This is a genomic window from Flavobacterium sp. MK4S-17 (genome assembly GCF_009848495.1).
Classification (GTDB): Bacteria; Bacteroidota; Bacteroidia; order Flavobacteriales; family Flavobacteriaceae; genus Flavobacterium.
Window position 1 is genome coordinate 192,790 of sequence record NZ_WWEP01000001.1, and the last position, 23,440, is coordinate 216,229.

At 38.4% G+C, this 23,440-nt stretch carries 27 protein-coding genes; 19 read left to right on the plus strand and 8 right to left on the minus strand.

Annotation, left to right across the window (positions count from 1 at the left end; translation table 11 throughout):
• The first annotated feature begins 6 nt into the window (after positions 1-6).
• From GSF09_RS00940 to GSF09_RS00970, 7 genes are all read left to right on the plus strand, one after another.
• The gene (locus tag GSF09_RS00940) at positions 7-768 is read left to right on the plus strand and encodes a Rossmann-like and DUF2520 domain-containing protein (RefSeq protein ID WP_159799048.1); all 762 of its coding nucleotides are present in this window, start codon (positions 7-9) and stop codon (positions 766-768) included.
• Positions 752-1,279: an HAD family hydrolase gene (locus tag GSF09_RS00945; RefSeq protein ID WP_159799049.1), complete on the plus strand. Its 528-nt coding sequence runs from the start codon at positions 752-754 to the stop codon at positions 1,277-1,279. Before GSF09_RS00940 ends, GSF09_RS00945 begins: the two co-directional genes overlap by 17 nt.
• Positions 1,280-1,297: 18 nt before the next feature.
• A complete protein-coding gene (locus GSF09_RS00950) occupies positions 1,298-2,185 on the plus strand; it encodes a prenyltransferase (protein WP_159799050.1) in 888 nt (295 codons plus the stop codon).
• Positions 2,178-2,768 (plus strand): Maf-like protein, encoded by a 591-nt coding sequence (locus tag GSF09_RS00955; protein WP_159799051.1) that lies wholly within the window; start codon positions 2,178-2,180, stop codon positions 2,766-2,768. The genes GSF09_RS00950 and GSF09_RS00955 overlap by 8 nt, the downstream gene beginning before the upstream one ends.
• The gene (locus tag GSF09_RS00960) at positions 2,765-3,292 is read left to right on the plus strand and encodes a mechanosensitive ion channel domain-containing protein (RefSeq protein ID WP_159799052.1); all 528 of its coding nucleotides are present in this window, start codon (positions 2,765-2,767) and stop codon (positions 3,290-3,292) included. The genes GSF09_RS00955 and GSF09_RS00960 overlap by 4 nt, the downstream gene beginning before the upstream one ends.
• Positions 3,293-3,308: 16 nt before the next feature.
• Positions 3,309-5,795 carry a PIG-L family deacetylase gene (locus GSF09_RS00965; RefSeq protein ID WP_159799053.1) on the plus strand — a complete coding sequence of 829 codons (2,487 nt, stop codon included), beginning with the start codon at positions 3,309-3,311 and terminating at the stop codon, positions 5,793-5,795.
• 171 nt (positions 5,796-5,966) lie between these two features.
• The gene (locus tag GSF09_RS00970; protein ID WP_159799054.1) at positions 5,967-7,667 is read left to right on the plus strand and encodes a sodium:solute symporter; all 1,701 of its coding nucleotides are present in this window, start codon (positions 5,967-5,969) and stop codon (positions 7,665-7,667) included.
• Positions 7,668-7,713: 46 nt separating this feature from the next.
• Here GSF09_RS00970 and GSF09_RS00975 read toward each other — a convergent pair whose 3' ends face one another.
• The gene (locus GSF09_RS00975; RefSeq protein ID WP_159799055.1) at positions 7,714-8,568 is read right to left on the minus strand and encodes a DUF2911 domain-containing protein; all 855 of its coding nucleotides are present in this window, start codon (positions 8,566-8,568) and stop codon (positions 7,714-7,716) included.
• A gap of 151 nt (positions 8,569-8,719) precedes the next feature.
• Here GSF09_RS00975 and GSF09_RS00980 point away from each other — a divergent pair, with 151 nt between their 5' ends.
• On the plus strand, positions 8,720-9,181 hold the full coding sequence (locus GSF09_RS00980) for an SRPBCC family protein (protein ID WP_159799056.1): 462 nt from the start codon (positions 8,720-8,722) through the stop codon (positions 9,179-9,181).
• A gap of 7 nt (positions 9,182-9,188) precedes the next feature.
• Entirely contained in the window at positions 9,189-10,472 is a 1,284-nt protein-coding gene (locus GSF09_RS00985; RefSeq protein WP_159799057.1) for a deoxyribodipyrimidine photo-lyase, read from the plus strand.
• Here GSF09_RS00985 and GSF09_RS00990 read toward each other — a convergent pair.
• The 3 genes from GSF09_RS00990 to GSF09_RS01000 form a co-directional block, all read right to left on the minus strand.
• Entirely contained in the window at positions 10,469-11,128 is a 660-nt protein-coding gene (locus GSF09_RS00990) for an HAD family phosphatase (protein ID WP_159799058.1), read from the minus strand. The genes GSF09_RS00985 and GSF09_RS00990 overlap by 4 nt on opposite strands.
• 8 nt (positions 11,129-11,136) lie before the next feature.
• Positions 11,137-11,793: an HAD family phosphatase gene (locus GSF09_RS00995; protein WP_159799059.1), complete on the minus strand. Its 657-nt coding sequence runs from the start codon at positions 11,791-11,793 to the stop codon at positions 11,137-11,139.
• A 72-nt stretch (positions 11,794-11,865) separates the two neighbouring features.
• Positions 11,866-12,183, minus strand: coding sequence for a four-helix bundle copper-binding protein (locus GSF09_RS01000; protein WP_159799060.1), 318 nt, complete (start codon positions 12,181-12,183; stop codon positions 11,866-11,868).
• 152 nt (positions 12,184-12,335) lie between these two features.
• Here GSF09_RS01000 and GSF09_RS01005 point away from each other — a divergent pair, with 152 nt between their 5' ends.
• Genes GSF09_RS01005 through GSF09_RS01015 form a run of 3 tightly spaced genes read left to right on the plus strand, consistent with a single transcriptional unit; the run spans position 12,336 to position 13,773 of the window.
• Positions 12,336-12,878, plus strand: coding sequence for an RNA polymerase sigma factor (locus tag GSF09_RS01005; protein WP_159799061.1), 543 nt, complete (start codon positions 12,336-12,338; stop codon positions 12,876-12,878).
• A gap of 30 nt (positions 12,879-12,908) precedes the next feature.
• Entirely contained in the window at positions 12,909-13,322 is a 414-nt protein-coding gene (locus tag GSF09_RS01010; RefSeq protein ID WP_159799062.1) for a hypothetical protein, read from the plus strand.
• A 4-nt stretch (positions 13,323-13,326) separates the two neighbouring features.
• Positions 13,327-13,773 carry a sensor of ECF-type sigma factor gene (locus GSF09_RS01015; RefSeq protein ID WP_159799063.1) on the plus strand — a complete coding sequence of 149 codons (447 nt, stop codon included), beginning with the start codon at positions 13,327-13,329 and terminating at the stop codon, positions 13,771-13,773.
• 51 nt (positions 13,774-13,824) lie between these two features.
• Here the strand turns inward: GSF09_RS01015 and GSF09_RS01020 are convergent, their stop codons facing one another.
• Positions 13,825-14,880, minus strand: coding sequence for an oxidoreductase (locus tag GSF09_RS01020; protein ID WP_159799064.1), 1,056 nt, complete (start codon positions 14,878-14,880; stop codon positions 13,825-13,827).
• A 98-nt stretch (positions 14,881-14,978) separates the two neighbouring features.
• On the opposite strand from GSF09_RS01020, the gene GSF09_RS01025 reads away from it, so the two are divergent.
• Positions 14,979-15,506, plus strand: coding sequence for a hypothetical protein (locus GSF09_RS01025; protein WP_159799065.1), 528 nt, complete (start codon positions 14,979-14,981; stop codon positions 15,504-15,506).
• A gap of 51 nt (positions 15,507-15,557) precedes the next feature.
• On the opposite strand, the gene GSF09_RS01030 is transcribed toward GSF09_RS01025, so the two are convergent.
• Entirely contained in the window at positions 15,558-15,791 is a 234-nt protein-coding gene (locus tag GSF09_RS01030) for a hypothetical protein (protein ID WP_159799066.1), read from the minus strand.
• Positions 15,792-15,802: 11 nt separating this feature from the next.
• Positions 15,803-16,945, minus strand: a complete 1,143-nt coding sequence (locus tag GSF09_RS01035; RefSeq protein WP_201309309.1) for a THUMP domain-containing protein — start codon at positions 16,943-16,945, stop codon at positions 15,803-15,805.
• Between the two features lie 135 nt (positions 16,946-17,080).
• On the opposite strand from GSF09_RS01035, the gene GSF09_RS01040 reads away from it, so the two are divergent.
• From GSF09_RS01040 to GSF09_RS01065, 6 genes are read left to right on the plus strand one after another with little or no spacing between them, the layout of a single operon-like run.
• Positions 17,081-17,812 carry a cyclopropane-fatty-acyl-phospholipid synthase family protein gene (locus GSF09_RS01040; protein WP_159799068.1) on the plus strand — a complete coding sequence of 244 codons (732 nt, stop codon included), beginning with the start codon at positions 17,081-17,083 and terminating at the stop codon, positions 17,810-17,812.
• Between the two features lie 4 nt (positions 17,813-17,816).
• Positions 17,817-18,536, plus strand: a complete 720-nt coding sequence (locus GSF09_RS01045) for a ZIP family metal transporter (protein WP_159799069.1) — start codon at positions 17,817-17,819, stop codon at positions 18,534-18,536.
• A gap of 20 nt (positions 18,537-18,556) precedes the next feature.
• Positions 18,557-19,372, plus strand: a complete 816-nt coding sequence (gene murQ, locus GSF09_RS01050) for an N-acetylmuramic acid 6-phosphate etherase (protein WP_159799070.1) — start codon at positions 18,557-18,559, stop codon at positions 19,370-19,372.
• Positions 19,359-19,586 (plus strand): DUF6095 family protein, encoded by a 228-nt coding sequence (locus tag GSF09_RS01055; RefSeq protein WP_159799071.1) that lies wholly within the window; start codon positions 19,359-19,361, stop codon positions 19,584-19,586. The genes murQ and GSF09_RS01055 overlap by 14 nt, the downstream gene beginning before the upstream one ends.
• Positions 19,576-19,953 (plus strand): DNA topoisomerase IV, encoded by a 378-nt coding sequence (locus GSF09_RS01060; protein ID WP_159799072.1) that lies wholly within the window; start codon positions 19,576-19,578, stop codon positions 19,951-19,953. The genes GSF09_RS01055 and GSF09_RS01060 overlap by 11 nt, the downstream gene beginning before the upstream one ends.
• Before the next feature lie 8 nt (positions 19,954-19,961).
• Entirely contained in the window at positions 19,962-20,738 is a 777-nt protein-coding gene (locus GSF09_RS01065) for a TerC family protein (protein ID WP_159799073.1), read from the plus strand.
• Between the two features lie 46 nt (positions 20,739-20,784).
• Here GSF09_RS01065 and GSF09_RS01070 read toward each other — a convergent pair whose 3' ends face one another.
• The gene (locus GSF09_RS01070) at positions 20,785-23,421 is read right to left on the minus strand and encodes a DNA gyrase/topoisomerase IV subunit A (protein WP_159799074.1); all 2,637 of its coding nucleotides are present in this window, start codon (positions 23,419-23,421) and stop codon (positions 20,785-20,787) included.
• Between the last annotated feature and the right edge of the window lie 19 nt (positions 23,422-23,440).

A 23,440-nucleotide genomic window follows, 5' to 3' on the forward strand; every position in this document is an offset into this window, starting at 1 on the left:
AGCGGCATGCTAAAAGTGGTTGTTTTAGGTTCGGGTAATGTGGCACAGCACCTTATTAAGGTATTTAGTGCCTTGCCTGCCGTTACCCTTATCCAGGCTTATGCCCGCACACCCGAAAAACTGGCCCATCTATTACCTACGGATAGTATAACAGCTTCCCTAAAGGAACTTAAGCCTGCTGATATTTATATTATTTCAATAACTGACGGTGCTGTGGCAGAAGTGTCCTCTGCCCTGCCCTTTAACAACAGGCTTGTTGCCCATACTTCGGGCAGTGTAGCTTTAGAGCAGCTTGATGCTAAAAACCGAAGGGCTGTTTTTTACCCGTTGCAAACATTTTCCAAGAATAAGGATGTGGATTTTAAAAATATTCCGCTTTGCCTTGAAAGTGAAGATACAGAAGACTATAAAATACTGGAAACGCTTGCAAAATCTGTTTCTGATAAAGTATATACCATCAATTCCATACAAAGGCAGTCTTTACATGTGTCGGCAGTTTTTGTAAGCAATTTTGTTAATCATATGTACACCATTGGTTATAACCTGTGCCGTGAAAACAATGTGCCTTTTGATGTACTGAAACCCCTTATCGCCGAAACAGCTAATAAAATACAGCAACTCCCGCCACAGGAAGCACAAACCGGCCCGGCAATACGCAACGATATTAAAACAATGGAAAAGCACATGGCATCCCTTAAAAACGAAACATATAAACTTATATACAAAACATTATCTCAATCCATACAGGAAAATGGCAAAAAGCTATAAAGAATTAATGAATGACATTACCACATTTATTTTTGATGTGGACGGTGTACTTACAGACGGCACTATACATGTAACCCCTAACGGCGAGATGCTGCGCAATATGAATATACGCGATGGTTATGCCATGAAAGCCGCTGTTGAAAATGGTTATACGGTATGTATAATTTCGGGCGGAAGTAATGAAGGTGTGCGGATAAGACTACGTAACCTGGGAATTACCGATATACACCTTGGAGTACCTAACAAAGTAGAAACATTTAATGAGTTTACCGACATATATAATATAAAACCTGAACAGGTGTTATATATGGGCGACGACATTCCTGATTATCATGTAATGCAACTGGTAGGGCTGCCGGTATGCCCGCAGGATGCTGCACCTGAAATTAAGGAAATAAGCAAATATATATCTCATAAAAAAGGTGGTACAGGCTGCGTTAGGGATGTAATAGAACAGGTGATGAAGGTTCAGGGCAGGTGGATGGAACACTTTAATGCCCGCTATGATTAATCAATTAACAAAAATTAAATGAAACTACTTAAGTTAATCAGTTATAACAATCTTATATTAATTGCTTTTGCGTTAATTGTGCTCCGCTTTGGTTTTCTTGATTTGCAGCCCGGGCTTCCGCTCGCATTGAACACATGGCAATATTTATTAATGGTACTGGCAACTTTACTGGTTGCCGCCGGGGGATTTTTTATAAATAATGTGCTCGCCTCCAATGAACACGGTTACAGTGAAGGAAAAATTTATAATATTTATTCTCTTTTTACGCTTGCCGGTGTCGGCTTGGGTTATTATTTAGGCACCATTGTAAATAAACCTATTATAGTGGCTGTTTATGTAATAGCTGCAGCTATTATATATTTATATGCCACAAGTTTAAAGCAGGTACTGTTAATAAGCAATCTTATTATTGCCACTGCAATAGCAATGGTAATTATAGTTATAGGCATTTATAACCTGTACCCTGTCATTATGCCTGATAATAAAATATACCTGGCTACAATATTTGATTTAATGCTGGATTATACACTGTTTATCTTTATAATCAGTATAATACTCACGCTGGTATACAACCTTCGCAATACAGATGCCGATTATAATTCGGGCAACACTACCCTGCCTATTGTAGCGGGTAAGGAGCGTACTGCAAAAATTGCTTTCTTTTTAACATTACTGCCGTTAGGCCTGCTTTTTTATTATGCCGATAAATATATTACAAACCTTATATGGGCTTTAGGTTATGGGCTTTTATGCATTGCAGGGCCTCTTATTTATTTTATGATAAAAATATGGGGAGCAAAAACAAGTAAAGATTTTACACACCTTATAATTATACTGAAGCTGGTTTTATTATTTACGGTTTTATCGGCAATGGTGGTAACTTTAAATATTAACATGCATGCTTAGGGAAAAACTTAAAGGGTACAATGTAATACTGGCTTCGGGCTCGCCAAGAAGGCAGCAGTATTTAAAGGAACTTGACATAGACTTTGAAGTAAGGCTTAAAGATGTTGAGGAGATTTATCCCGAAACACTTAGAGGTGCGGAAATTACCGATTTCCTGGCCCTGTTAAAAGCTTCTGCTTTAACGGATATTGCAGGTAATGATATAGTAATTACCAGTGATACTATTGTATGGTACAACAATAGAGCTTTAGGGAAACCGAAGGATTATGACGATGCGTTGGCCATGCTTACTGCCCTTTCGGGTAATACGCATAAAGTAATTACATCCGTTTGTTTAAAAACCATAAATAACACTGTAGTTTTTAACGAAACAACCAGTGTTACATTTAATACGTTAAGTGAAGAGGAAATAAAATATTACCTTGATAATTATAAGCCTTTTGACAAGGCGGGTGCCTATGGCATACAGGAATGGATAGGGCTTGTTGCCATAGCTGAAATACAAGGCTCGTATGCCAATGTGGTAGGGCTGCCGATAGATAAATTATATCACCATTTAAAAGAAATAGCTTTCGGTATATGATGAGCCAAGAATATTTTACCCCGGCAGTAAGCACCATAATCGCTTTGGCTTTTTTTGGGTTGCTCAGCATCCTTATAAAAAAGTTTACAGGCAGGTATGCGCGCATCTCCCATTTATCCGAGCACAGGACAAACCTGATATCAAAGTATATAGATATTTTAATGACCATACTGCTGTGCATAGTAATTTTTGCTATATGGGGCGTAAAAACAGAGCAGCTTTATGCATTATTCTCAGCAACATTTGCTGTAATAGGCGTTGCATTCTTTGCACAATGGTCTATACTCAGCAATATCACTTCAGGCATTATCTTATTTTTTTCATTTCCCTTCCGAATAGGTGATACTATAAAGATACACGATAAAGATTTTCCTATTGAGGCACAGATTGAGGATATAAAAGCATTTCACACCATATTACGAACGTCGGAAGGAGAACTGATTACTTATCCAAACAGCCTGTTGCTGCAAAAAAGTGTAACCATTGTGCCTACAAAGCAGGAAGAAAAAGAATTTTACGATTAAAATACATTAATAAGCCATGCAAAAATTATTTGCCTGTTTTTTTACCTTATGTTTTTTACAAGCCTTTTCGCAACCGGAAAAGCCTTCATCTGTTGAAATATACCATAAGCTGCAAAAGCTTAACTTTTTAGGTTCGGCACTTTATATAGCTGCACACCCTGACGATGAAAATACACGCTTAATTTCTTTTTTGGCTAATGAAGAAATGGCACGGACTGGTTACCTGTCACTAACCCGTGGCGATGGAGGTCAAAACCTTATAGGTTTGGAACTAAGGGAACTGTTGGGTGTAATACGCACGCAGGAACTTATCGAGGCGCGAAAAGTTGACGGAGGTGAACAGTTTTTCAGCAGGGCAAATGATTTCGGGTACTCTAAAATACCGGATGAAACGCTTGAAATATGGGATAAGGAAAAAGTATTGCAGGATATGGTTTGGATTATCCGTAAGTTCAGGCCGGATGTTATTATAAACCGTTTTGACCACAGGACTCCCGGCTCAACCCATGGGCACCATACATCTTCGGCCATGCTTACACAGGAGGCATATTACCTGGCTAATGATCCAAATTATGAACCACAGCAGTTAAAATATACAACCGTATGGCAGCCTAAAAGGGTATTGTTTAATGTTTCGTGGTGGTTTTTTGGAGGCAGGGAAAATTTTGAAAAAGCCGATAAATCTAAATACATAAATTTAAGCACAGGTACTTACTACCCTATGCTTGGGCTCTCCAATCAGGAAATTGCAGCATTAAGCCGAAGCAAGCATAAATCGCAGGGTTTTGGCACATCGGGTGCGCGGGGTGATGATATGGAATACCTGGAGCTTATAAAAGGGGATAATTTAAAGGACAAACAAAACCTTTTTGAAGGTATTGATACCACATGGAACCGCGTAAAAAACGGCGCAGCCATTGGTGAGGCCATTTCAGCTATAATTAAAACATATGATTTTAAAAATCCTTCTGCTGCGCTTCCGGGGCTTATAGATGTTTATAACCAGATTAACAGCCTGGAAAACGGATACTGGAAAAATGTAAAGCTGGAGGAGTTAAAAACTATAATTGCTGCCTGCGCAGGCCTATATATGGAAGCCTACAGCGAAAGCCAGTCGGTTACCCCCGGCGGCAGTGTAAAAATGCACTGGGAAGCCATAAACCGCAGCAATGTGGAAATGACATTAAAATCTATTACAATTTTGCCACAAAACCGTACTATTGAATTAAACCTGCCTTTAAAGGATAATGCAGGAAAAGAAGATGTTGCGGAAATAACTATACCTGTAGATGCGCAATACACCTCCCCTTACTGGCTTCAGGAAAAAGGTACTTCGGGGATGTATATTGTAAACGACCTGCAAAAAATAGGCAAACCTGATGTTATAAGGGAAACCGAAGCTGTTTTTACAGTTGAAATAAATGGAACGCCAATATCATTTACCCGGCTTTTAACCCATAAACTTAATGATCCCGTTAAAGGGGAAACCTATCAGCCGCTTGACATAGTGCCACAGGTAACAACCAGGATACTTAATAAAGTGCAGTTGTTTAAGGATAACAAACCGCAGACTGCTCTTGTAAAAATAACGGCAGGTAAAGACAATTGCAAAGGCAACCTGTTTTTTGAATTGCCTGATGGATGGAAAGTTTCTCCTTCATTCATTCCTTTTGAGCTCGACAGAAAGGGAAGTGAAACCGTAGTGAGTTTTGAAGTTACCCCTCCACCCCACCCTGCCGAAGCTACAGCCAAAAGCATAGCTATAATAGATAACAGGCAGTATGACCGCGAGCAGGTTATAATAGATTACCCCCACATAAACATGCAGCAGGTGTTACTGCCATCAATAGCCCGGTTTACTAAGGCAGATTTAAAAATTAAAGGTGAAAAAATAGCCTATATAATGGGAGCCGGCGATAACGTTCCCGAAAGCCTTAAGCAAATGGGATATGAAGTGGCACTATTAACCCCCGAAGCCATTTCTGCCGAAACACTTAACGGCTTTGATGCTGTAATTATGGGTGTAAGGGCTTATAACGTTCTTGATGCGCTTGCCTTAAAACAACACATCCTGTTTAATTATGTGGAAAACGGCGGCAACCTTATAGTACAATATAATACAACAGGACATTTGGCAACAAGGGATATTGCGCCTTACCCTCTAAGGATTTCACGCGACAGGGTAACGGAAGAAGATGCAAAAGTTACCTTTTTAAACCCCACACACCCCGTGTTAAATTATCCAAATAAAATATCGCAAAAGGATTTTCAGGGATGGGTACAGGAACAGGGTTTATATTACCCTGATGAATGGGGAAAAGAGTTTACGCCGGTTATAGCATCTAACGATAAAGGCGAATCTCCTAAAAAAGGGGCTATACTGGTAGCCAGATATGGCAAAGGTTATTATATTTATACCGGGTTGAGCTTTTTCAGGGAACTGCCCGAAGGAGTTTCTGGTGCCTACAGGCTTATGGCTAACCTTATAGGTATTGGTAAATAGCCTTGTCAATGTAACAAAAGAGGATTTTTAAAGTCCTATTTAATAACATAATAAAACACACGCAGATGAAAGACAATCCCGGAAAATGGAAAAAAAGCTATTCGCTGGTATTGCTGCTAAATATCCTGTATATAGTGCTGTTTTATTTCATAATGCAAATATATACCTGATATGCAGGCATTAGACTGGATAATATTATGCGTAACCCTACTATTTATAGTAGGCTATGGCGCAATAAAAACAAGAGGCAGTAAAAACGTTGAAGAATTTATACTGGGTAATAACGAAACCCCCTGGTGGACGGTAGGGCTTTCGGTTATGGCTACACAGGCCAGTGCTATTACCTTTCTTTCAACTCCGGGGCAGGCATACCATGACGGTATGGGCTTTGTTCAGTTTTATTTTGGGCTGCCACTGGCAATGATACTGATTTGTATAACATTTATACCCATATTCCACAAGTTAAAGGTTTTTACGGCCTATGAGTTTTTAGAACAGCGATTCGATATAAAAACCCGTACACTTGCCTCCCTTATATTTCTTATACAACGGGGACTGGGCACAGGGCTTACCATATATGCACCCTCAATAATACTTTCCTCGCTATTAGGGTGGAACCTTAATTTTATGAACCTCATGATTGGGGTACTTATTATTATTTATACGGTTTCAGGGGGCACGAGGGCAGTTAACGTTACACACAAGCAGCAAATGTTTGTTATTATGAGTGGTATGTTCATTACTTTTTTCCTTATACTGAGTTACCTGCCTGATGAATTGAGTTTTAATAATGTTTTGCATATAGCAGGCGCGAATGATAAGCTTAATATACTTGACTTTTCTTTTGACCCCGAAAAGCGATATACGATATGGAGCGGTATTGCCGGTGGCTTTTTTCTTGCCCTTGCCTATTTTGGCACCGACCAATCTCAGGTGCAGCGTTACCTTTCGGGCAGGTCAGTAAAAGAAAGCCAGATGGGGTTAATAATGAACGGGCTTTTAAAGGTACCGATGCAGTTCTTTATATTGCTTATAGGCGTAATGGTATTTATATTTTTTCAGTTCCATTCTGCGCCGCTGCATTTTAATCCTAATAATGTAAAATCTGTAAACAGTTCGGTTTACAAAGCCGATTATGATGTACTGGAAAAACAGCTTGCTGCCGTTGCCGAAGAAAAAAAGGAAATCAGCATGCTTTATGTTAACCAGCTGCACCAGGATTATGATAATAAGGAGCTACATAACCGAATGGTAGCCCTTAATACAAGGGAAAAGGATTTAAGGGACAAGGCAAAAGACCTGATAAACAAAGTGGACAGCAATGCCGAAACGAATGATAAGGATTATGTATTCCTTTACTTTATAATTAATTTTTTACCTAAAGGCTTAGTCGGGCTGCTTTTGGCAGTAATATTCTCGGCAGCCATGTCATCATCGGCATCTGGCTTAAATGCGCTGGCATCTACCACGACTATTGATATTTACAGAAGAAATATAAAAACACCTAAATCAGAAAAGCACTATGTAAATGCCACCAAAGCCTTTACCCTGCTTTGGGGTATTATTGCCATATTGTTTGCCTGCGTGGGTACACTTTTTGAAAACCTTATCCAGCTTGTGAATATAATAGGTTCAATATTTTACGGTACAGTCCTTGGCGTTTTCCTGGTTGCTTTTTATATAAAATATGTAAAAGCACAGGCAATGTTTTGGGGAGCCCTGATTACACAGGTAGCAGTTATTTATATATATATGATTGATATTGTCAGCTTTTTATGGCTTAATATTATAGGTGCGGTACTGGCTATTTTGCTATCCATGCTTTTACAAATGTTTATTAACGGTTCAGGAGGAAAGTTAAAAACAGCATAAAAAAAGCCAGCTAAATAGCTGGCTTTTTTTATAAGCTGAAGATAAATTATTTCTTGCTCCACTCCTGTATAGAGTCTTTATTCATTTTCACATAATCGGCGTTATTTGCTTTTTCAGAAGCAGCCAAAGATAGTTTAGCTGTTTCAATAGCTCCTTTTTTATCACCCATTTTAGCCTGTATAAGCGATTTTTGTCTTAGGTAATAAAACGGTACATCCTGTCCTTTAGGTATCCTTTCAATAGCAGTATTCATCCAGTTTAACGCCTTATTTAAATCACCGTTTGATTGGTAGTAATACTGTGCTGCAGCAAAATATTCATTCCCTGTAGGGCCAGACATGGCTTCTTCAATACTTTTTAATGCCATAGCTTTAGTAGGCACTTCAAATTTTACAGCTACCATTGTTTTTTCCCATGCAATTTCAAGGTAACCATAATCATAATCAAGGTTATTAACCCCAATTGTGAGCGTTTCTACATTCCTTGAAAGGAATTCAGGCTTTACTGTTGTCCTTAAAGCCTCTTTTTTATCATCCCATTTTTCAGGAAGGCCCCAATTGTTGGTATCCGTATAAAATATTACATCCCAACTGTCTGCTTTAGGCTGTGTATATAAAGCATATTTACCTGCTTTAAGCGTTTTCCCGCCAATTACCACATCATCGCTAAAAGAAATTACAGTATTGGCGTTAGCGCCGGTTCTCCATAATCTGCCGAAAGGAACCAACTCTCCATATACCGACCTACCCCTTGCACTTGGGCGGGAATATTCTATTTTAACATCTGTTAACCCTACTGTCTGCTCAATATGTGCTGAAGGGCTTGCCTGTGGTGTGCGTATCTGGGCCTCACTAAAAGTTAATGCCAGTAAAAAGGCACCTGTAATCAATAATTTTTTCATATACTCTTGTGTTTTATTTTTTGGATAAAATTACTGCACGAAGTTAAAAATAATAGTCCTTACAATTGTTAAAAAACATTAAAAACCTTACATAAGTTACAGTATTATCGTATTGCGTTTCTTAATTTCACATTACAAATAACCGTACTATATGCTGTATTCGCTTCACACAAAACAAAAATTGCCTATTTCTTTGGAACAGGCATGGGATTTTATATCAAACCCTAAAAACCTTGCTGTAATTACACCTGACAGTATGGGTTTTAAAACCTTATCGGGCGACGAAAGGAAAATGTATCCGGGGCAGATTATACATTATACCGTTACCCCGATTTTAGGAATAAAGCTACAATGGGTTACAGAGATTACCCATGTTGTGGATAAAGCTTTTTTTGTTGATGAACAGCGATACGGCCCTTATAAGTTTTGGCACCACAAACATTTTTTAAAAGAAATTCCAGGAGGTACTGAGATGGAAGATATTGTACATTACAAGCTGCCTTATGGTTTTTTAGGAAGGTTTATGCATCCGCTTTTGGTTCGCCCAAAGCTGGAGGAAATTTTTGAGTACAGGCATAAAAAACTGGTTGCGCTTTTTGGCGAAATGAAATAAGTATATTATGGTTATATTTTGGTTCAGGAGGGATTTAAGGATTGAGGATAATACTGCGCTTTACCATGCGCTTAATGATAGTACAGAGGTTTTACCAATATTTATATTCGATAAAAATATACTGCAGGAACTGCCAAAGGATGATGCAAGGATAACATTTATACATAAATTATTGCAGGATGTAAATACTGAACTGAAAAAACACAATAAATCGCTTGCTGTTTTTTTTGATACTCCACAAAATGTATTTAAAAAGCTTATTGAAGAGAATGCTATTAAAGCGGTATATACCAACCATGATTACGAACCTTATGCCATAAAACGGGATAAAAAAATTGGCAGTTTGCTTAAAGAAAACAACATAGATTTTCACACCTATAAAGACCAGGTTATTTTTGAAAAAGACGAAGTAACCAAAGATGATGGCTCGCCTTATGTAGTATATACACCTTACATGAAAAAATGGAAGGAAAATTTTAAAAAAGCAGATGTAAGGCAGCACCACCCTGAAAATAAACTAAAAAATATTGCAGCACACTCCTACCCTTTTCTTAAACTTGACGATATAGGTTTTAAGGAAGCTTCCTTACAGCCTGAACATTACGATATTTCCAAAAGCCTTATTGATGATTATGAGGATAACCGTAATTTCCCCGCCACACAGGGTACTTCAAGGCTTAGCCCTTATCTTCGTTTTGGTGCTGTAAGCATAAGGGAAATGGTTAAAAACGCTATGGAAAGCAAAAACGAAACTTTTCTTAATGAGCTTATCTGGAGGGAGTTCTTTATGCAGATATTATGGCACTATCCTGAAACCGTAAATAAAAGTTTCCGTCCCCAATATGATACTATTAAATGGAGAAATAACGAAACGGAATTTAAGGCCTGGTGCGAAGGGAAAACCGGTTATGCCTTTGTAGATGCAGGTATGCGTGAGCTTAACAATACCGGCTACATGCACAACAGGGTAAGGCTTGTAGTTTCAAGCTTTTTGTGCAAACATTTATTAATTGACTGGCGATGGGGCGAAACTTATTTTGCGCAAAAATTATTTGATTATGAACAGTCCAGTAATGTGGGCAACTGGCAATGGGCAGCAGGCAGTGGCACTGATGCTGCGCCTTACTTTCGTATTTTTAACCCTATGGAGCAGGCAAAGAAGTTTGATAAAGACCTGAAATATATTAAAAAATGGGTTCCTGAATTTGAGGAACTGGACTACCGCCCCATAGTAGAACATAAAGAGGCAAGGGAACGTGCCCTGAAAGTTTATAAAGAGGCAGTCAGCTAATTGTTTATATTCCTGATTATATCAAAGTTGAGCTGGCTAAAATCGGTTATTACCCTATCAGCTTCGGATGTATCCTGTAAAATGGTATGGCCGCTTTTGTACCCAATACAGTAAATACCGGCGGCTTTTGCGGCTTTAATACCATTTGTACTGTCTTCTATAACAATACACTGCTCTTTAGGGAAGCCTGATTTTTCAGCAGCTTCATTAAATATGGCAGGATGCGGCTTGCTGTATTCAAAATCCTCACCGCTTATTTTGGCATAAAAGTAAGGATGAAGCTCAAAACGTGTAAACACTTTTTCAATTTTCCTTTTGGAAGCCGATGATGCCAGTATTAATTTCATTCCTTTATTATGGAGTTCCATAATGAGTTGTTTTACACCGGGCATCAGGTCAAGGTCTTCTGCTTTGTCGAAAGCGTCAAAATAATATTTATATTTTTCCTCAAGCAATTCTTCGTGGGTTAGCTTAAGTTTGTATATATCCTTTAACTTTTGTACAATATTCTTATCAGAATTTCCCATAAATGTGGCATACACATCATCAGGTACAGTTATGTTAAGTGCTTTATACATTTCCTGGTTGGCACGGTAGCCTATAGGCTCTGTATTAACCACTACCCCATCCATGTCAAATATTACACAGTTTATCATTAATGCTGTTATTTTAAATTCTTTATTTTCTCAAAGCTTAATTCATCAAAGTGGTTTATAACCTTATCAGCAAGCGTAAGGTCCTGTAGCCTTGAGTTTTCACTTTTATAGCCTATACAAAAAATGCCTGCAGCATTTGCTGCCTTAATGCCGTTGGTACTGTCTTCAATAACAATGCACTCTTCCTTTGGCGTGCCTGATAATTCCGCCGCCTTTATAAATATGGCTGGATGGGGCTTGGATTGCGGAAAATCTTCACCACTCACTATATGTGAAAAATATTTATGAAGGCCGAACCTTTTAAAAACCCTGCCGATAGTAGCTTTTGCAGAAGACGATGCCAATACAAGCTGCATCCCGTTATTATATAAATCTTCTATGAGGGCTTTTACACCCGGCAGCAGCTCAAGGTCTTCTTTCTGGTCGAAAGCATTATTAAAAAGTTCCCTTTTGTAATCAACCAACCCGTCCACTTCATCTAAAAGGCTGAAAGTTTCTTTCAGCTTCTGGTAAGTATTTTTTGTAGAATTTCCTGTAAAGGTGGCATACATTTCATCGGTAACATCAATATTAAGATGTTTAAAATGCTGCATGTAGGCAAAATAATGAACAGGTTCAGTATCAACAATAACCCCGTCCATGTCAAAAATAACAGTGTTAACCATAACTTAATTCAAAGTGCAAAAGTACCATTTACTTTTGTAAGCTAAAAGCATGCAGCATTAACCACGTGTTAATTAATAAGCCATGCATTCTTCCGCACATTTCCTGCACGCTTCCGCACATTCCCTGCAATGGTCATGCTCCTTAGCAAATTTCTCGCATTCATCGGCACAGGCATTGCATATAGCTGCACAAAGCTGCATTAATTGCTTACTGAACTCCGAACTACGGCTGTCAAATTTTACACATTGTGCGCAAATATCTGCACAGTCCCTGCAAAGCGAAATACAGCGAAGATGATTTTCATCTGCCATTTTTATACATTCTGTTGCACAATATTCACACGCTGCAAAACAATCCAAACAGGCATCTATCATTGATTGATTTTTCATAGTATTAATTTTTTAATTATAACTACTATAAAGATAGTATTCCTAAAACTCTTAGTATTTTAAAGCCCTGTTAAACGTTTTACAATAAAATTATAAGAGAAAATTTAAACCTTTTGCTGTATATTTAGTCAAAGCAAATAAATAACGCGCACTTGCAGGACGAGAAGGCTTTTATAAAAGATCTGTTGGACACTGAAACTCAGCAAACCGCTTTCAGGCAGCTTGTATCTGTTTACAGCAGGCCGCTTTATAGCCATATCCGTACTATAGTGCTTAACCATGATGATGCTGACGATGTTTTGCAGAATACCTTTATTAAAGTTTTCCAGAATATTAAAAATTTTAAAGGAGAAAGCAGGCTTTTTACATGGATGTACCGCATAGCCACAAATGAGGCAATAACTTTTATTAACCAGCGTGCTAAAAAGCAGGGAATAGCAAACCTTGAATTGCAGCAAAAAGCGGTTCAGAATTTAAAGGCTGATGACTATTTTGAAGGTGATGAACTGCAGTTAAAACTGCAACAGGCCATTGCCGCTTTGCCCCAAAAACAGCAGCTTGTTTTTAAAATGAAATATTTTGAGGAAATAACATATGAGGATATGTCTGCCATACTCGGCACTTCGGTTGGCGCTTTAAAAGCATCTTACCATCATGCTGTTAAAAAAATAGAAGAATATATTAATGCCAATTAAACCATTAATACTAAATTGAGTCATACTACCATGAAAAAGTTTAAGCTTGAGGAAGAAGAAAAAATAAAGACAGGGTTTAAAACTCCTGTCGATTATTTTGACAGTTTGGAGGAACGCTTATTACAATTACATGTAAATAATAAGCGGGTAAAGGTTATACCGCTGCACCAGAAGAAAACTTTATGGATTTCAGCAATAGCTAGTGTATTTATAATTGCATTGGGTATATCAATATTTATGCGCACTGAAGCTGTTGCTTTGCCAGATGATGCCGCTATTGAAAGTTATCTCGTGGATAAGGCCAACCTGAACTCTTATGATATAATTCAAAATCTTGACAGCGATGACGTGGAAGAACTGCAGCAATCCCTCGCAATAAGTAATGAAGCTATTGAAGACTATTTTATCAAGGAAGGTAATTATGAATATTATTTTAATAATTAATAGTATGAAAATAAAAATTTTAACTCTGTTTATATTACTTTTCACTTTAAGTATTTCCGCACAGGGGCATAAAGAGAAAAGGGATAAAATTAAGGCACTTAAAGTATCTTTTCTTACTACTGAATTAAAGCTTACTGCTGATGAATCGGCTAAATTTTGGCCCATATATAACACATCTGACCAGAAACAGTTTGAAATAAGGCATGGTAAAATCAAAGCGGTATTAAGAAGTATAGATAAGGCAGACATCGACAAAATTTCGGAAAAAGAAGCATTGGCTTACCTCGAACAGATAGAAGACGCTGAAGAGGAATTACTCAATTTAAGAAAAAAGCTGATAGCCGACCTGAAACCTGTTATAGGCCCTGTAAGGGTATTGAAGTTGAAAAAAGCGGAAGATGATTTTAACCGCAAACTGCTTTCCCAATATAAAGACCGCAGGAAAAATTAAAAAAGCACAAGTAGTATTTTAAAGCACCGGAATTGCCACACCTGTGCTTTTTTATTTAAGTTTAAGCCTTATAATTTTGCCCTGCCCTGCTGCTATAATTGTTTTGGTATCTGCAAACCGAAGTGTATGCAGGGTTGTATCTTCATATACTTTTTTCCAGTTCTTCCCTTTGTCATAAGAATAGTAAATTCCCGAAGGCCCGGCTGTAAACAGTTCGTTGGCATTGCTTCCAGGAACATACTGCACACATGATGCATAACCAAACCCAACAGCCTGCCCCTCTAATTGCCATGTTTTGCCACCATCTTCAGTTATAATTTTATTTCCTGTATTTTGTGCCTGTTTCTCATAATTGCCCCCTACGGCAAAACCATTGTTCCTGTCATAAAAATCAGCAGAAAAAATACCGGTCATTTCACTTCCCTGTACTATCGGTGTGTTATGGGCTTCCCATGTTTTCCCTTTATCAGGAGAAAATAATACCCTCGATTTTTTACCCCCTGTTACTATCCATGTATAACCTTCTTTTATAACAAGGTTTGTATTGCTGGCCGCAAAAGCAGCCTCACCTTCACTGGTGGCCGGTAAGCCCTCGCACGGTATTTTCTTCCATGTTTCGCCACCATCATTGGTAGTAATTACAGAAATACAGCCATCCGTAGGGTCACCCATTGCCATACCTTGCTTATCATTGTAAAACTGCATGCTGTCATAAAATACCTTTTCCCCATTTTCTGTATAAACAAGCCTCGCAATTTTACCGTCTTTTGAAATTTTATAAAGCAAGGCAGGGCTGCCTGCATTTAATATAAAAATATCTGAAGATGTTTGGGCTATAGCCCTGAATTCGGGCACAAGCGAATCTTTTACAATTACTCCCGAAAAGTTTTTCCCGCCAGATAAAGATACCCACCCATATTTGCCATTGCTGCCGGCATACCAGGCTTTATCACCGTCAATAATAAGGGCACGAATATTTATTTTACTTTCCAGCAATGTATCGCCCTCTATACTTTTAAACGAAGGTTTATATTCCTCCTGCTTATTCACCTTGGTATTGCAGGAAATAAAAAGCACGGGCAATAACAGAAAAAGTATGCTTTTCATGTTTTTTTAGGCTAATATACTGAAACTTTATTCCTATTTTAGCCCTGCATAATTAATTTGTACTATCACCGTTATATCTGTAACATAAACTACAACAAATGACAGCCGACAAAGCTTTAGAACTTTTATTTTACACACTACCTGCCATAATAACAGCATTAATTGCCTATTATTTTTTTAATATGCATACAAAAAATGAGGAAGGCCGCCGCAGGTATCTTATCCATAAGGAGGCTCAGAAAAATGCTTTGCCTTTGCGCCTGCAGGCTTATGAAAGGCTTACACTTTTCCTTGAAAGGATTACACCATCACGACTGCTGATAAGGATTGCCCCACAGTCTTCCAATAAGCATGACTATGAAGAATACCTTATTGCACAGATTGAGCAGGAGTATGAACACAACCTTTCGCAGCAGATTTATGTTTCATCTGAAAGCTGGGATATAATAACTACTGCAAAAAATGCTACAATACAGCTTATCCGTAAGTCGAATATGAGCGAAAAGGTGGAAAATGCCAATAAATTGCGTGAAGTTATACTTACCGACCTTTTTGATAAGCAAAGCCCAAGCAGCGTTGGTATTGCCTATTTAAAAAATGAGGTTTCAGGCCTGTGGCAGGAGTAATATACATTACAATAATAAAAATAAAAAGGGCAGCTTAAAAAGCTGCCCTTTTTATTTTACTTCCTTAACACCTTTAATAAACATCCATTTCATAAAAATTTTTTCCTGGCCCATATAATTTATTGCTTGGAATTTAGGAGTAAGCAATGATGCTGAAATTCCGGAGGTAAAAGGTATCCATAAGCCTGTTAAACCGGTAAACCTTACTACAAGAAAATATATAATTGAAAAAAAAATTGCAAAACAGATGAAATTATATAAAAATGCTTTTACTTTTTTACTCATGCTATTGTAATTTAATTTTGTTGAAATTTCGCCTTTTTACTTCCTTCATACATTTCATACTTTACCAGCCTGGCTTCCAGTTTACCATTAAAAAGTTTTATTTTTCTTGACGGTTTTAAGCCTACATATTTCAGGGCTTCAATATTAGCGGTTATAAACCAGGCATTAGTGTTGGGATAACCCTGTTTAAGCGTATCGCCAATTTCCCTGTAAAACCTCTCCATATCAATATCAAGCCTTTCTCCATAGGGTGGGTTAAATAAAATGTGCAGTGGCCCTTTATTTTGCTTTTCTGTTTCAAAAAAGTTTTGCTGCTCTATAGTTACATAATCATCAAGGTTGGCATTCCTTATGTTATCCTTTGCTTTTGCTACTGCCGAAGGGGCTTTGTCATAACCTTTAATGGTGTAATGAAATTCCTTTGTTTTTTTCATTAATGATTCCATTATGGTTTCAAAAAGGCTGTTATCCCAGTCGTTCCATTTTTCAAAAGCAAACTCTTTGCGGTTTATATTGGCAGGAATATTACAGGCTATCATTGCGGCTTCTGCCAGTATGGTGCCACTCCCGCACATCGGGTCTAAAAAATCTCCCTGCCCATCCCAGCCGGAAAGAAGCAGCATACCTGCGGCAAGAACTTCATTTATCGGAGCTATATTTGTAGCTGTACGGTATCCCCTGTGGTGTAATGAACTGCCTGAAGTATCTAAGGCTACCGAACACTCTTCTTTATGAATATGGATATTTATCCTAAGGTCAGGAAAATCCTTGTCAATATCCGGCCTTTTGCCTGTTTTTTCCCTGAACTGGTCAACAATGGCATCTTTTGTTTTTAAGGCTACAAACTGCGAGTGGTTAAAATGGTCGGAATTTAATGTAACATCTACTACAAAAGACTGGTTTACATTAATATATTCCTGCCAGTTGATTGACTGTATCCCTTTGTATAATGACTGCTCGTTATAAACCCTTAAGGAATGTATGGGCTTAAGAATTTTAAGGGCGGTGCGCAATGCAAGGTTGGCCTTATACATAAAGCCTTTATCCCCCACAAAACTAACCATCCTTACCCCTTGCTGTACATTTTGTGCACCAAGCAGTGTTAACTCTTTTGCCAGTATTTCCTCAAAGCCAAAAAAAGTTTTGGCAATCATTTTAAAATTTTCCATCCCTTAATTATATACCAGGCAAAAGTAAGCATTTTCAATGTGAAGTTTCTTTAAACTATATCAGGTAAGCCAATTTTATTAGTAAATTTGCCAGCTAATAACTGCCACTTTACAAAAAATATGCTGCAGGAAGATAACAAATGGTATGCTTGCTGGTTTGACACGCCTTATTACCATATACTATACAAAGACAGGGATTATGCAGAAGCACAGCTTTTTATGGATAATCTCACCAATTACCTTAACCTGCCGGAAGATGCTAAAATACTGGATTTAGCCTGTGGCAAAGGCCGACATTCCATATATCTTAACAAACTTGGCTATAATGTTACCGGTGCTGACCTTTCGGAAAACAGTATTGCACAGGCATCTAAATACAGTAACGACACACTGCATTTTAAGGTTCATGATATGCGCGAGCCTTTTAATGAAAAATTTGATGCTGTTTTTAACCTGTTCACCAGCTTCGGTTATTTTGAAAATGAAGAGGATAATCTCAGGACTTTAAAAGCAATATGCAAAAGCCTGAAAGATGACGGGTTTGCCGTAATTGACTTTATGAATGTTCCTCATGTTGTAAAAAATCTTGTAAAAGAAGAAGTAAAACAGGTGGAGGGCATAGAGTTCAGGATAAAAAGGTATATAAAAGAAAACTATATTTACAAAGAGATTACTTTTAATGATAAAGGCAAAGAACACCATTTTACAGAAAAGGTACGTGCCCTTACACTGGAGGATTTTGAAAAGTTAATGCAGGAGGCCGGTATTTACCTGCTTGATATATTTGGGGATTACAGGCTCCGTAAATTCCATCCGGAAGATTCAGAGCGGTTAATAATGATTTTTAAATAAGCCAATGATATATTTATTACCCTTACTATCGGTAATTCTGGGTTATGCAATAGCTTTATTGCTAAAGCCTTCCAACAGGAAAAACCTTAAACTGTTACTTGCATTCAGTGGGTCTTTCCTTTTATCACTCACGGTTTTACATTTACTGCCTGATGTGTATGAAGCCAGCCTCCATAACCATGCAGGGCACGATGGGCACAATCATGGCCATTCCCATAGTTCTATAGGCCTCTTTATAATGACCGGTATCATTTTCCAGATTATACTCGAGTATTTTTCAAAGGGTGCAGAACACGGCCATGTACACACGCATGGACATGAACACTCTAACGCAATGCCGTGGCTATTATTTATAAGCCTTTGTATCCATGCACTGCTGGAGGGTTTCCCTGTAAGCCACCACAACCACCTTGCCTGGGGTATTGCTATACACCATCTTCCTATCGCTATTATACTTACAGCATTTTTCATTAATTCAGGCTTAAATAAAACTGCTGTACTGCTGTTCATGATGGCATTTGCCGTTATGACGCCGCTTGGCACATTGCTTTCTGAACAACTGCATTTTATAAGCCACTATTATACCGAAATATCGGCTGTTGTTATTGGTATACTTTTCCATATATCATCAACTATTATTTTTGAGAGCAGCGAAGGGCACAAATTTAACCTTGCGAAGCTGCTTGTTATAATATTGGGAGTTATAATGGCTTATTTTCTTTAAATTTACGCAAAAAGAACACCATGTCTTTCACCAAAACAACAGAGCAGGCATCACACTACAACCATCTTGAAAAAATGACAGTTGCAGAGTTGCTCCGTAATATTAACAATGAGGACAAAACCGTTCCGCTGGCTGTTGAAAAAGGCCTCCCTCAAATAGAAATACTGGCAGAAGTTGCTGCAAAACGGATGAGGAATGGCGGAAGGCTTTTTTATATTGGTGCAGGAACCAGCGGAAGGCTGGGCATTGTTGATGCTTCAGAATGCCCTCCAACCTTTGGCGTTCCTTTTGATTTGGTGATTGGAATTATTGCAGGCGGAGATTCAGCAATACGAAAAGCGGTTGAATTTGCCGAAGATGATACAACGCAGGCGTGGAAAGACCTTTCGGCTTACAATATAAATGAGAATGATACTGTTGTGGGAATAGCGGCATCGGGCACAACACCTTATGTTATAGGCGGTTTACAGGAATGTAATAAAAACAATATAGCCACAGGATGCATTACCTGCAATGCAGGCAGCCCCCTTGCTAAAACAGCGCAATATCCTGTAGAAGTGGTAGTAGGGCCGGAATTTGTTACAGGCAGCTCAAGGATGAAAGCCGGTACGGCGCAAAAGCTGGTACTTAATATGATTTCCACCACGGTAATGATACAGTTAGGGCATATAAAAGGAAACAAAATGGTGGATATGCAACTAAGCAATCATAAGCTTGTTGACAGGGGCGTGCGAATGATAATGGATGAACTTGAAATATCGCAGGAAGAAGCCTCTGCCCTGCTTGATAAACATAAAAATGTTAGAAAAGCGATTGAGAGTTATGGCAACAGATAAAAAAATACTGGTAAGGGGGCTAAAATATCTGGGCTGGGCATTGCCCATGTTTTTTATAGGCCCGGTAGTTATACACAGTTCATTTAAGAACCAGGGGCACCCGTTATATATTCCTGTCTTAGGGATAGGAATTATTATATGCCTTTCGGGAATATGGTATATGTTTTTAGGTATCAGGACAATAATGAAAAGCCTTTTTGAAAATGAAAATTAAATATATATTCTTTATTTTATTTATATTCTTTTTAACGTCCTGCTATAATACAGAACGTAACTGCACCGAATTTAAAACCGGAAAATTTAAATTTGAACATGAAATAAATGGAGAAAAAAAAGTAACTTACTTTGAAAGAAACAATGAATATGAAATTGAAACTTTTGAAGGAAAAACAGATACTTCATCCATACGCTGGATTAATGACTGCGAATATATATTGCGGAAAATAAATCCGAAAAATATGCAGGAAAAAAAGGCAGTACACATGAAAATACTTACCACTGAAGAAAATTCATATATTTTTGAGTTTTCAATAGTGGGCGATAGCAATAAACAAAAAGGAAAAGTAACTAAAGTTAACTAAAACTATAAATGGAATTTTTAACCAACCCCGATGCATGGATTGCACTGCTTACCCTGACATTTCTTGAAATTGTACTGGGTATAGACAACATTATTTTCATCTCTATTGTTACAGGAAAACTACCTGTGGAAGACCGTAAAAAAGCCACACGCATAGGGCTTTTCCTCGCCATGTTTATGCGGATTGGGTTATTATTCGGGATAACGCTGCTTATAGCCATGAAAGCACCCTTGTTTAGTGTGGACTGGGGCTGGTTTAGCGGTAGCTTTACAGGGCAGGCACTAGTTTTATTTGCCGGGGGGTTATTCCTTATATATAAAAGTACCAAGGAAATACATGAAAAGGTTGACCATAAAGGAGAGGAAGAAAAAAACCTTGGCAGCGTTGCAAAAAAATCATTTAGCAATGTTATAATGCAAATATTGCTTATCGACCTTATATTCTCAGTAGATTCAATTTTAACTGCGGTAGGTATGACAAACGGCCTTGAGGGAGCGTTATATATTATGATAACCGCAGTTGTAATATCTGTAGGAGTCATGATGCTTTTTGCCGTACCTGTAGGAAATTTTGTTAATGCTAATCCTTCCATACAGATATTGGGACTTGCTTTCCTTATCCTTATCGGCTTTATGCTGATTACAGAAAGCATGCACCTTTCGGAAGCGCAGTTGGCAGGGCAGCATATTGGTGCCGTACCTAAAGGCTACCTGTATTTTGCCATTGCTTTTTCGCTGGGTGTAGAATTCCTGAATATGAAAATGAGGAAGAAAAAAACAGTTTAAGAAGAACTCTTAAAATAAAAAAGCAGCCAATGGCTGCTTTTTTATTTTAATCAAGGCTTAATGTTATCTGCCCGTCATCATCAAGCGTTATTGTTGTACTGTCATCAGTAAGGTCAACTTCGCCTTTTACTTCCATTTCTTCAGGTATTTCTTCCTCCGGTGCTTCAAAAGGTAAAGGTTCAAGCAGGTTTATCTGCCTCACTTTATCTGTGGTAAGCTGGTTTCCTAAAGCCTTTATGCCTTTTACTGCTATAAAATTTTCAAGGTCAACAGTAAGGTTTTCCTTCTGCACACCTTTAACTTTAGAAAAAATTATTTCTGCCACCGGCCTGTAATCTGTTGACACTATTTCAAGCTGCGAATTAGGATGTTCCGTAATAAAAACCTCTTCCTTATTTTCATTTTCAACCAGAAAACGTTTTACGAAATAGCGTTCTTTTTCACCGTCATAATAAATGGCCGAAACAGGTTTTTTCGGTACCCATTTTTCCAGTACAATCATTCCTTCATCAAAATGCGTGGAAAGTTCCGGGATAATGGTTTTAATTTTACCCGATTGGTTAATAATAAGCAACCTGTCATTAGGACGGAATTCACCTAAAAGCTCTCCCCTGCCATCCACATTAAGGCGGTGCACGGTATCGTCAAACCAAATACGCCGTGGCTTTAATGTAGAGATTCCTTTTTCCTTCAGCTCAATCTTTTTAATAGGATACTTGCTAACGGTATTACCACGCGATGCGCGGCCTTTTATTGCAATAGCCGCAAAGTCAAGGTCAAATTTCAGCTTTTTAATACTTCCTACCTGGCGTAAAAGCACGGTAACCACCTCTGCCTCACCATTAGGATTGGCAGAAAAATACAGCACCTGAGATCCTTTTGTGCCTTGTGTAAGGTCATACAGTTTATCCCTTGTAACGCCCGATACATTAAAGCGCTTTACAAAAGATGGCCCCGACTTCCCGTCACGGTAAATCATATTGTAAATAGTACGCTTGTCATTTTTATCAAAAACAGCCACATGGAGAATATCCTTGCCCACAAATGTTTTTACATCAACTTTTGTAACCATCATGTTGCCATCCCTAAGGAAAACAATTACATCATCAATATCACTGCAATCGGCGACATATTCATCCTTTTTAAGCCCGGTACCAATAAAGCCTTCCTCACGGTTTACATATAATTTGGTATTACGCAATACAACCTTTGTAGCTTCTATATTGTCAAAGCTTCGCAATTCGGTTTTTCGTTCACGCCCTTTACCATATTTATCCTTAAGGTTTTGGAAATAAGATATGGCAAATTCAATAATATGCTCCAGGTTATGTTTAACCTGTGCTATTTCGCCTTCCAGGACTTCAATCTTTTCCTGTGCCTTATCAATATCAAATTTAGAAATACGCTTAATACGTATTTCGGTAAGCCTTACAATATCTTCTTCAGTTACGGCACGCTTAAGATGTTTAGTAAAAGGTTTCAAGCCTTCATCTATAGCATTTATAACCCCTTCCCATGTTTCTTCCTCCTCAATAAGGCGGTATATCCTGTTCTCAATAAAAATGCGCTCAAGCGACAGGAAATGCCATTGTTCCTCCAGTTCATCAAGCTGAATTTCAAGCTCGTTTTTAAGCAGTTGTACCGTTCGGTGAGTAGATATTTTCAGCATATCGCTTACACCCACAAAGTAAGGCTTATGGTCTTCAATAACACAACCCAGTGGTGCAATAGAGGTTTCACATGCTGTAAAGGCAAACAGTGCATCAATAGTTTTATCAGGCGATACCCCGGGCGGCAGGTGAATTAATATCTCAACGTCCGCTGCGGTATTATCCTCTATTTTTTTGATTTTTATTTTGCCCTTTTCATTAGCCTTAAGAATACTGTCTATAAGGCTGGAAGTATTGGTACTGAAAGGTATTTGTGTAATAACAAGCGTACTCTTGTCAAGCTGGCTCACTTTAGCCCGCACACGCACCCTGCCGCCACGCATACCGTCGTTATATCCGGAAACATCGGCAACACCCCCGGTTGGGAAATCGGGGTAAATTGTAAAAGGCTTATTCTTTAAAATTTTAATGGAAGCATCTACAAGTTCGTTAAAATTATGAGGCAATACTTTTGTAGAAAGCCCTACAGCAATCCCCTCAGCGCCCTGTGCCAATAGCAACGGAAACTTAACGGGCAAGTGTACCGGTTCATTTTTTCGCCCGTCATAAGACAGCTGCCATGTAGTTATCTTAGGGCTGTATAAAACCTCAAGGGCAAATTTAGAAAGGCGTGCCTCAATATAACGTGAGGCAGCAGCGCCATCACCTGTTAATATATTACCCCAGTTCCCCTGTGTATCAATAAGCAAGTCCTTCTGCCCTATCTGTACCATAGCATCGCCAATACTGGCATCGCCATGCGGGTGATACTGCATGGTGTGCCCCACTACATTGGCCACCTTATTATAGCGCCCATCATCCAGTTCTTTAAGGGAATGCATAATGCGCCGCTGTACCGGCTTAAACCCATCTTCAATGGCGGGTACAGCGCGTTCCAGTATAACATAAGAAGCATAATCCAGAAACCAGTCCTTATACATGCCGGTTACCTTTATTATGGTATCCTGCTGTTCCGGGCTTATATTCCCTTCATATAGCTCCCCCTCCGTAGGTTCAAAATTATCTTCACTCATCTGTTTCCTAAATCCTGGC

Excerpts from the sequence above, each read along its gene's own strand:
- GSF09_RS00940 (WP_159799048.1), top strand. The coding sequence starts at position 7 with ATGCTAAAAGTGGTTGTTTTAGGTTCGGGTAATGTGGCACAGCACCTT.
- GSF09_RS00945 (WP_159799049.1), top strand. The coding sequence starts at position 752 with ATGGCAAAAAGCTATAAAGAATTAATGAATGACATTACCACATTTATT.
- GSF09_RS00950 (WP_159799050.1), top strand. The coding sequence starts at position 1,298 with ATGAAACTACTTAAGTTAATCAGTTATAACAATCTTATATTAATTGCT.
- GSF09_RS00955 (WP_159799051.1), top strand. The coding sequence starts at position 2,178 with ATGCTTAGGGAAAAACTTAAAGGGTACAATGTAATACTGGCTTCGGGC.
- GSF09_RS00960 (WP_159799052.1), top strand. The coding sequence starts at position 2,765 with ATGATGAGCCAAGAATATTTTACCCCGGCAGTAAGCACCATAATCGCT.
- GSF09_RS00965 (WP_159799053.1), top strand. The coding sequence starts at position 3,309 with ATGCAAAAATTATTTGCCTGTTTTTTTACCTTATGTTTTTTACAAGCC.
- GSF09_RS00970 (WP_159799054.1), top strand. The coding sequence starts at position 5,967 with ATGCAGGCATTAGACTGGATAATATTATGCGTAACCCTACTATTTATA.
- GSF09_RS00975 (WP_159799055.1), bottom strand. The coding sequence starts at position 8,568 with ATGAAAAAATTATTGATTACAGGTGCCTTTTTACTGGCATTAACTTTT.
- GSF09_RS00980 (WP_159799056.1), top strand. The coding sequence starts at position 8,720 with ATGCTGTATTCGCTTCACACAAAACAAAAATTGCCTATTTCTTTGGAA.
- GSF09_RS00985 (WP_159799057.1), top strand. The coding sequence starts at position 9,189 with ATGGTTATATTTTGGTTCAGGAGGGATTTAAGGATTGAGGATAATACT.
- GSF09_RS00990 (WP_159799058.1), bottom strand. The coding sequence starts at position 11,128 with ATGATAAACTGTGTAATATTTGACATGGATGGGGTAGTGGTTAATACA.
- GSF09_RS00995 (WP_159799059.1), bottom strand. The coding sequence starts at position 11,793 with ATGGTTAACACTGTTATTTTTGACATGGACGGGGTTATTGTTGATACT.
- GSF09_RS01000 (WP_159799060.1), bottom strand. The coding sequence starts at position 12,183 with ATGAAAAATCAATCAATGATAGATGCCTGTTTGGATTGTTTTGCAGCG.
- GSF09_RS01010 (WP_159799062.1), top strand. The coding sequence starts at position 12,909 with ATGAAAAAGTTTAAGCTTGAGGAAGAAGAAAAAATAAAGACAGGGTTT.
- GSF09_RS01015 (WP_159799063.1), top strand. The coding sequence starts at position 13,327 with ATGAAAATAAAAATTTTAACTCTGTTTATATTACTTTTCACTTTAAGT.
- GSF09_RS01020 (WP_159799064.1), bottom strand. The coding sequence starts at position 14,880 with ATGAAAAGCATACTTTTTCTGTTATTGCCCGTGCTTTTTATTTCCTGC.
- GSF09_RS01025 (WP_159799065.1), top strand. The coding sequence starts at position 14,979 with ATGACAGCCGACAAAGCTTTAGAACTTTTATTTTACACACTACCTGCC.
- GSF09_RS01030 (WP_159799066.1), bottom strand. The coding sequence starts at position 15,791 with ATGAGTAAAAAAGTAAAAGCATTTTTATATAATTTCATCTGTTTTGCA.
- GSF09_RS01035 (WP_201309309.1), bottom strand. The coding sequence starts at position 16,945 with ATGATTGCCAAAACTTTTTTTGGCTTTGAGGAAATACTGGCAAAAGAG.
- GSF09_RS01040 (WP_159799068.1), top strand. The coding sequence starts at position 17,081 with ATGCTGCAGGAAGATAACAAATGGTATGCTTGCTGGTTTGACACGCCT.
- GSF09_RS01045 (WP_159799069.1), top strand. The coding sequence starts at position 17,817 with ATGATATATTTATTACCCTTACTATCGGTAATTCTGGGTTATGCAATA.
- murQ (WP_159799070.1), top strand. The coding sequence starts at position 18,557 with ATGTCTTTCACCAAAACAACAGAGCAGGCATCACACTACAACCATCTT.
- GSF09_RS01055 (WP_159799071.1), top strand. The coding sequence starts at position 19,359 with ATGGCAACAGATAAAAAAATACTGGTAAGGGGGCTAAAATATCTGGGC.
- GSF09_RS01060 (WP_159799072.1), top strand. The coding sequence starts at position 19,576 with ATGAAAATTAAATATATATTCTTTATTTTATTTATATTCTTTTTAACG.
- GSF09_RS01065 (WP_159799073.1), top strand. The coding sequence starts at position 19,962 with ATGGAATTTTTAACCAACCCCGATGCATGGATTGCACTGCTTACCCTG.
- GSF09_RS01070 (WP_159799074.1), bottom strand. The coding sequence starts at position 23,421 with ATGAGTGAAGATAATTTTGAACCTACGGAGGGGGAGCTATATGAAGGG.